Annotated in this window: 7 protein-coding genes and 1 pseudogene; all 8 read right to left on the bottom strand. The window is 40.2% G+C overall.

The genetic code is table 11. The annotated features are described in order from the left end of the window. Nucleotides 1-192, bottom strand: a pseudogene (locus SMSK597_RS0103125) (ABC transporter permease); the annotation flags it as partial. A gap of 16 nt (nt 193-208) precedes the next feature. Further along, nucleotides 209-1,453: an MFS transporter gene (locus SMSK597_RS11250; RefSeq protein WP_025169709.1), complete on the bottom strand. Its 1,245-nt coding sequence runs from the start codon at nt 1,451-1,453 to the stop codon at nt 209-211. 184 nt (nt 1,454-1,637) lie between these two features. Further along, nucleotides 1,638-2,507 carry a helix-turn-helix domain-containing protein gene (locus tag SMSK597_RS11245; protein ID WP_001180347.1) on the bottom strand — a complete coding sequence of 290 codons (870 nt, stop codon included), beginning with the start codon at nt 2,505-2,507 and terminating at the stop codon, nt 1,638-1,640. A 129-nt stretch (nt 2,508-2,636) separates the two neighbouring features. After that, a complete protein-coding gene (locus SMSK597_RS11240) occupies nt 2,637-3,329 on the bottom strand; it encodes a methionine ABC transporter permease (protein ID WP_000444647.1) in 693 nt (230 codons plus the stop codon). A 1-nt stretch (nt 3,330) separates the two neighbouring features. Continuing rightward, the gene (locus SMSK597_RS11235; RefSeq protein ID WP_000085666.1) at nt 3,331-4,392 is read right to left on the bottom strand and encodes a methionine ABC transporter ATP-binding protein; all 1,062 of its coding nucleotides are present in this window, start codon (nt 4,390-4,392) and stop codon (nt 3,331-3,333) included. Further along, nucleotides 4,385-5,758, bottom strand: a complete 1,374-nt coding sequence (locus SMSK597_RS11230; protein ID WP_000231802.1) for a M20 family metallopeptidase — start codon at nt 5,756-5,758, stop codon at nt 4,385-4,387. Before SMSK597_RS11230 ends, SMSK597_RS11235 begins: the two co-directional genes overlap by 8 nt. Before the next feature lie 96 nt (nt 5,759-5,854). Further along, complete coding sequence (locus SMSK597_RS11225; protein WP_000694497.1) at nt 5,855-6,709, bottom strand: MetQ/NlpA family ABC transporter substrate-binding protein; 855 nt, start codon at nt 6,707-6,709, stop codon at nt 5,855-5,857. 153 nt (nt 6,710-6,862) lie between these two features. Then, nucleotides 6,863-7,693: an amino acid ABC transporter substrate-binding protein gene (locus SMSK597_RS11220; protein WP_000724930.1), complete on the bottom strand. Its 831-nt coding sequence runs from the start codon at nt 7,691-7,693 to the stop codon at nt 6,863-6,865. Between the last annotated feature and the right edge of the window lie 177 nt (nt 7,694-7,870).

The following is a 7,870-nucleotide window of genomic DNA, read 5'->3' as shown; positions in this document are numbered from 1 at the left end:
TTTAAAGATAATCAAAATGATAATGATGGTTGCCAAGATGGTCACATCGTGATTGTAGCGGTTAAATCCATAAGCGATGGCTACGTTACCGATACCACCAGCACCAACCGCTCCGGCCATGGCTGTTTCCCCAACAAGGGAAATCAAGGTCACAGTCGTCACACGGATTAAATCTGGAAGGCCTTCTAGTAAGCCTGATTTTCCTAGGTTAAAATTTTTTACCCGAAAAACTTCTTTTTTCTAGTGATAAAATCAACCCTATCACACTCACTACCAAAAACACCCACCAACAAAGCCTGATATCTTGTAAAGCTAAGAAGGAAAATACAGACATCCCCAAGGGTAATGTTAGGGAAAAAATCATACTCAAGAGATTATTACTTCTAGCTAATACATCCGCGCTCAAATTAGACAATAACAGAGTATCTAATTTAGGCATTGATTTCGACATCAAATACATGACAAAAGCTAAGCAAGCAACACCTACTAGAGGAGAAAAATCTAAAATATTAGCAGTAGCAAGCAAGACAAACAGACTTGCATTGAGCGATAGCAATCTTGAAAACGACCATTTACCAAAATAATCATGGGGAGTTAGGCTACCAATAATAGCTCCTCCCAAGCTAACACATTCAATTAAAAATAGGGCTTGAGCATAGCTGAGATGATAGATAGTATGGTCTAATAAATAAAAGTGATAAATACCTCCAACAGCTCCTCCCAAAGTATTCATTACCAAAATGACAAGGATAATTTTAAGCAATGATTTACTTTCTCTTTGCCTAAAGATATCATCCATGTCCGCATAGATTGCCTTAACTTGTTGAAGTAAACTAATAGGCTCATTCTCTACCGTTACAGACAAATGCGTCAATTCTCTGCTATTTTTGAACAAAATGAGAGAAGATAGTAAAAAGAAGCCAGCATTCACAATTGCAACAAAAGAAAAATCTTGGTGGCTTGTTGTGAGTAACCACACTCCTAAGGCTTGACCTCCTAGATTTGATAAATAGGAAACAAACTGAGTAAAGGAATAAGCTTCATAGAGCTTATCTTCCGAAATATTATGCTGGATAATCGGCATACGAAGGCCTGCTGTATAATCCGATAAAATATCTGAACAGATATTAACCATACAGATAAAAGCAAACGTTACGAAGTTCTGGTCATGAATCACACTAGCAATCAAAAGAAATAGTAGACTTTGCACACAACCAACCCAGATAATTGTCCCTGCTTTATTCCGAGTATGATCAGCCCTAATCCCAACATAAAAAGTAAATAGGAAAGGTAAAATCGTAATCATATTAGCCATAAATACTGCTATATTTTTAAAGGGTAGACTCGCAGCATAAACGATAAATACCAAATTATAAATATAAGCTCCACTTGAGCTCAAAAACCTCGATAAGGTAAGTATTCTAAATAAATGATGTTTTAAAAATAATTTCATAGCAGACCTTTCTCACATTTCAAAGAGTATTCTATTGAAATCAGTCTAACAAAAAAAGCGGGAGTCCCCACTTTTTTGTAATATATTTTTTCTGAAAATAGAAACTCTAGCGCCTAGAAATTGCTAATTATCAATCCATCTACAAGCCTATTTATTTTTCATCAGTCGATGTAACGAGAATATATTACAAATCTTTATTTGAAAGCTGATTTGCAAAATAGTTTTCATAGTATCTTGCACCATCTACATACTCTAAATCTTGTAAGATTGTAATGCCTCTCTGGATTTTTTCAAGACCCTTATTTTCTAATTTAAAAATAGTATCATAATACCCTTTAGCAATCATATAAATGATTTTAAGATAGGCTTGAGATTCTGGCAATTCTCGTTTTTCAATCTGAAAGATAAAATAATCTGCTTTTAATTTATCCTTTTCCTCTATCGCTTTAAAGAGTCCATTAATTAAAATGGTGTCAATACCAACTTTGTTACTCGGTAAAGAGCCTAATAAATCCGTCTTTTGTAACATCTCCCTAGAATATTTAAAATAGAGGGGCAGAGGGAACAAAGTAGAAATCGTTGAAAATAATTCCAATTCATAATTTCCCCAGATGTCAATAGTAAAAAAATAGTCATAGAGAAAAGTCAGTTCTTCATCCGTTGCTCTTATTTCTGAATCAAAAAACACAAGAAGGCTTTTGATACGAATCATTTGTAAAAGATAGCTTGTTTCACCACTTGATCTATACTTTTGAGTCGTCTCTTCATACAAGGAATGGAGAGAATCAATCCCTTCTCTGTCATATAAATCCCAAAGATTTTCTTGAAAAGCCAAAACCTTTTTCTGAGAAAAACCACGTACCAAGTACATAAATTCATTCAAATCAGAGTGGATGTTATCTAAGGCAGTAATCAATTTCATAGATGATAAGTCTGCTTCTCCACGCTCAAATTTGCTCAGCATGGAATAAGTAAACTCTCCTCCCGTCGCCTCCTGTAGGGATACATTCCGACTCTTTCTCAATTCTTTAAAAACTTCTCCCAGATTTTGCATATTGACTCCCCACAATTCTTAACTCTCTTACTCATAAAAGTATCAATTGATAGCAACCACTACAGAGAATTTTAAGTCTTGGCTATACGACAAATCCTGTGAATTGATGTATAGATGGCCCAGTTCTCTTTATTTATGGCTCAATTTCTTGGTCAAGAAGTCTCCCAAGAATTGGATCGCAAAGATAATCAAAATGATAATGATGGTTGCTAAGATGGTCACATCGTGATTGTAGCGGTTAAATCCATAAGCGATGGCTACGTTACCGATACCACCAGCTCCAACCGCACCAGCCATAGCCGTTTCCCCAACAAGGGAAATCAAGGTCACAGTTGTCACACGGATCAAATCTGGAAGACCTTCTGATAGGTAAACACCCACGATGTCCCAGAATGTCGCTCCGCTCGCTTGAGCCGCCTCAATGACACCGCCATCCAGTTCAGCCAAGACAACCTGTACCTGACGGGCAAAAAAGGCAAAGACTGCAAAAGATAGGGGTACGATAGCCGCATTTGGTCCGATACTTGTTCCTACGATTAGATGAGAGAAGGGTGACAAGACTGCCAAGAGAATGATGAAAGGAACCGCACGAAAAATTGAGGTAATTTTGTCTAAAATCCAGAAAACGACTTTATTTTCCAAGACACCACCTGGCGCTGTCAAGACAAGGAAAAGACCTGCAACAAGCCCCAAGAACCCTCCGATGATGAAGGAAAGAACTGTCATATAGAGGGTTAGGTAGATGGCTGTTCCCCAGCCTGCTTGACCAGCCCAGCCCATTTTATAGACATTTGGTAAATAGGTTTGAATCAATGATTCCATCTTACTGTCCTCCCTTCAATACTTTTAGTTGTACGCCTGCTTGACGAATGGCTTCTTGAGCACCTGCCAGTGCTGCTTTTTCACCTGACAAGACCACAACTAATTCTCCAACAGGAGTACCATCGAGAATTTCAATATTCCCATAGAGGATATTAGCCGTCACTTGGTAATGCTTGTACAATTCATTCAAAAGTGGCTCGTCTGTTGAAGCACCAGCGTACTTGAGTTGCACCAAGAGACTGTTTTCAGACAAGTGTTCCACGATTTCTTGCTTCTCGATTTTGACCATGGCTTCGTCAATACCTGTAGCTGTTGAGATAAAGTCTTGGGTCAAGGGTTGTTTAGGGTCTGAGAAGATTTCAAGCACACTACCCTCTTCAATCAAATGCCCATCCTGCATAACCGCCACACGGTTGGCAATGTCTTTGACAATCTGCATTTCATGCGTAATCAAGACAACAGTCAAGCCTAATTTTTGGTTCAAATCTTGCAACAAGGCCAAAATCTGCTTGGTTGTCTTAGGGTCAAGGGCAGAAGTCGACTCGTCTGAAATCAAGATTTTTGGATCATTTGCTAAGGCACGCGCAATGGCTACACGCTGTTTTTGCCCTCCAGATAATTGTGAAGGGTAGTTTTCAGCACGGTCCGCCAAGCCAACCAAGTCCAACAGCTTGGCTACTTTAGCCTTCTTTTCTTCCTTGCTAAGTCCAGAGTGTTTTAGGGCAAAGGCTACATTCTCCTCTGCTGTCTTTTGGCTCATCAGGTTAAAATGCTGGAAAATCATCCCGATATCCTGACGTTTACGACGCAACTGCTCGGCCGTCAAGGTCACCTTGCCATCAAAAATCACATCGTCGTCAATGGTAATTTTCCCTGCAGATGGTTTTTGCAAAAGGTTAATCACCCGTACAAGAGTTGATTTCCCTGCTCCAGAATATCCAACGATTCCGTAGATATCCCCTTCTTGGATGTGAATGGTCACATCCTTGACCGCTGTGATAGTTCTCTTCTTTTGATGAAAAGTCACATCGATCTGATCTAACTTGATAATATCTCTACTCATAGCTTCTAATCAGCTCCTCTACTAATTCAATATGGGTGTAATAATCGGCGATTCGCACGTTCTCATCTCCACCGTGGTCTCGGCTGTTGGCATTTCCTAGACCGAAGGCCACCATTGGCACCTCTAGGGCATCAAAGACCGTATGCATAGGCCCTGTCCCCGCTGTCGTCGGCAAGACTGAAACGCCCTGTGGATAGAATTTCTTAGCCAACTCGATCACATTGAGAATGGCTGGTGCGCTCATATCGCTTCGATAGCTCATCTCTCCCAAGGTATAGTATAATTCTACCTTATCAAAGCCATTTTTGTCTAGCTGTTTCCGAATTTTTTCCAGAACATCATGCGGTTCTAGGCCAGGAACCAAACGAACCTCTAGCTTGGCACTAGCTTCTGCTGGCAAAATCGTTTTGACTCCTTGTCCTTGATAACCTGACTGAATCCCTTCGATATTAAGGGCTGGCTCGAAAAAGAAACGTTTTAGAAAGGCTGCACGATCCTCTTGTAAAAGAGGCAATTCCAAACCATAAATCTGGCTGATTTCCCCTGGATTTCGTTGAGCGTAGGTATCCACCAAGGCCAATTCACGTTCATTTGGCTCTTGCACTTCTTCGTACAAACCTTCAACCAAGATACGGCCATCTGCGGCACGAAGAGACTGTAGGGCTTGAAGGAGGTACCAGGGAGCTGACTCCACAACCCCACCATAACTCGAATGGATATCCACATCAGCACTTTTAACCTTGGCATCAAAAGTCACAATCCCCTTATTTCCACCAGAAATTTCTAGCTGTTCCAAGGCATTTTTGGTTCCTTGTTCCCAGACCAATAAATCCGCACCACGGAGTTTATCCGCATGTTTTTCCAAATACTTATCCAGGTCTGTCGAAGCCGATTCCTCCGCACCCTCCATAATAAAACTGATATTGACAGGCAGGTCATCGTGGTGCTTCATATATTTTCTCAAAGCACTCAAACGAGCTGTGATATGACCCTTGTCATCGTCAACCCCACGCCCATACATAAAGCCATTGCGGACTGAAAGAGTAAAAGGATCTTCTGTCCACACCTGATCCCCATCAGCTGGTACAGTGTCATAGTGGTTATAGAAAATCAAGGTCTTGGCATCTGGGCGCGAACTCTTGAAATGCGCCATAACAAAGGGCGCCGTATAAGTCTCATCAATCTCCACTTCAGCCCCAACACGTTTGAAAATCTCACCCAGATAATTTGCGACTTCCTTAAGTCCAACCTGCTGGGCAAAGACTGATTTCTTAGAAATCAAGGTACGCAAAACCTCAAAATAATGCTGGGCTACATGATCCTTTTCAAATTTTTCAATTTGTTCTTGTTCGCTAGGAAAAACCATATTCTCTCTACCTTTCTATGAACTACTCTTCCTGACAATCCATGCTCTATACAAAAGCAAGAGGTGGAATTTTCTCTCCCACCTCCCTGTTTCTTATTACCAAACTGGTTGATCCAAACCGTCTGATGTTTCTTCGATAACTTTTTTCACATCATCTGTGTGGTAAGCTGCGATCACTTTCTTGATAGCATCAGCTTTTGGTGATGTTTCCCAATCTTTTTTCGCAACGATGATGTTGTACCATTGTTTTGAGTTTTCATCAGCTTGTTCTTTGAAAAGTGCTTTCTTGTAGTCCAATTTTGCTTCTGTAACGAAGGTATTGTTTACAACGGCAGCGTCAACTGATGACAATGAACGAGCTGTTTGGCTAGCGTCCAATTCAGTGATTTTCAAGTTCTTTGGATTTTCTTTAATGTTAGCAACTGTTGCAAGAGCAGTTCCAGAAACATCCAATTTAATCAAGCCAGCTGATTGAAGCAAGTAAAGCGCACGGCTTTCATTTGTAGCATCGTTCGGTACAGCGATTTCTCCGTTTGCTGGGATGTCTTCTACTTTAGTGTACTTGTTGTCACTTCCATTCAAACCTGAGTAAAGACGGATTGGAGAGATGTAAGTATCTGCAATCGCTACAAGGTCTTTTCCATTTTCTTTGTTCCAGTTGTTCAAGAAGTTGTAGTGTTGGAAAGCGTTCAAGTCTACTTCGCCATCAGCAGTTGCCTTGTTTGGTTGTGAGTAGTCTGTGAACTCTGTAAATTCCAAGGCAATGCCGTCTTTTTTAACCAATTCTTGGATTTTGTCCCAACGTTTTTCTTCAGAACCGCTACGGTTAACAGTTGCGATTTTGATAGTTGTTGCATTGTCTGCTTTCTTTTCTGAGTTTCCGCAAGCTGCAAGAGCCAAACCTGCGACTGTAGCAAGGGCTGCTAGGCCAAGCCATTTTTTGATTTTCATGATTCTTTCTCCTTAAAAATAATACCGTACTAGTATCTCATACTTTGTTCAATTGCACAAATTGTTATTAGATAATCAGATATATAGTTTAAAACTATATCCCTAAGAACTGAGAAATCACCCATCTTACTCAGAATGGATGATTTCAAGAAATTATTTAATATCAGCTTCTGCCGGTAGGTAAGTGTCTCCGAAGAATTGTTTAGACAATTTTTCAAGCGTGCCATCTTTGTAGAGTTCTTTAATGCGTTTGTCCACAAATGATTTCAACTCATCTTGACCCTGAGCAAGAAGTGGGTAAACGTAAGGTTGTTGGTCGCTTGGAAGTTCGATAACTTTCAAGTTGTCCAAACCTTGGTTCTTGATCACTGTTTCAACACCGATTTTATCAAAAATCTTGTAATCAAATTGGCCATCGCTCAAACGTACCATGATTTGTTGGAAGTCTGCCTTAGTATAGTTAAGGATAGTTGGGTTGTCCGGGTGTTCAGCGTTGTATGCTTCTAACTGCTTAGCTGATGTAGTAGCTTGAACGACTTCCGTCGATTTTCCACCGATATCAGCGAGAGACTTGATACTAGAGTCATCTTTCTTCACTACAAGGACATTAGGGTTTTGGGCAATTGGTGCGGCATAAAGGTATTTTTCCGCACGTTCTTTAGTGTAGCTCAGATTGTTGACAGCCATATTGTAACGGTCAGCGTCAAGACCTGCAAAGACACCTGACCATTCTGTCTTTTCAAACTTGACATCATACTTGTCAGAGTCTTTAAAGATAGCGCGAACGACTTCAATCTCATAACCAGTCAATTCACCATTTTCTTCATAGATAAATGGTTTTGGCGAGCCATTGGTTGCAACGATGATTTCTTTCTTGCTAGCTGCTTCTCCTTCTTTCTTAGCACCCCCTGAGCAAGCTGCAAGCACACCTGCAGCAACAAGAGCAAGGGCCGCAAGAGATGAGTATTTAACGATTTTTTTCATGTCATTTCCTCCAAAATAGAATACCTTATAATCTTAACAGAAAAAGACTATTTACGCCATTATATGATATCTATATCTGTGATAGGTTTTCTTTATGGCTGATTTATACTCAATGAAAATCAAAGAGCAAACTAGGAAGCTAGCCACAGGTTGCTCAAAACACTGTTTTGAGGTTGG

This window comes from Streptococcus mitis SK597, from assembly GCF_000148545.1.
In the GTDB taxonomy this organism is placed as follows: domain Bacteria; phylum Bacillota; class Bacilli; order Lactobacillales; family Streptococcaceae; genus Streptococcus; species Streptococcus mitis_C.
This window is presented reverse-complemented; position numbering and strand designations above follow the sequence as displayed.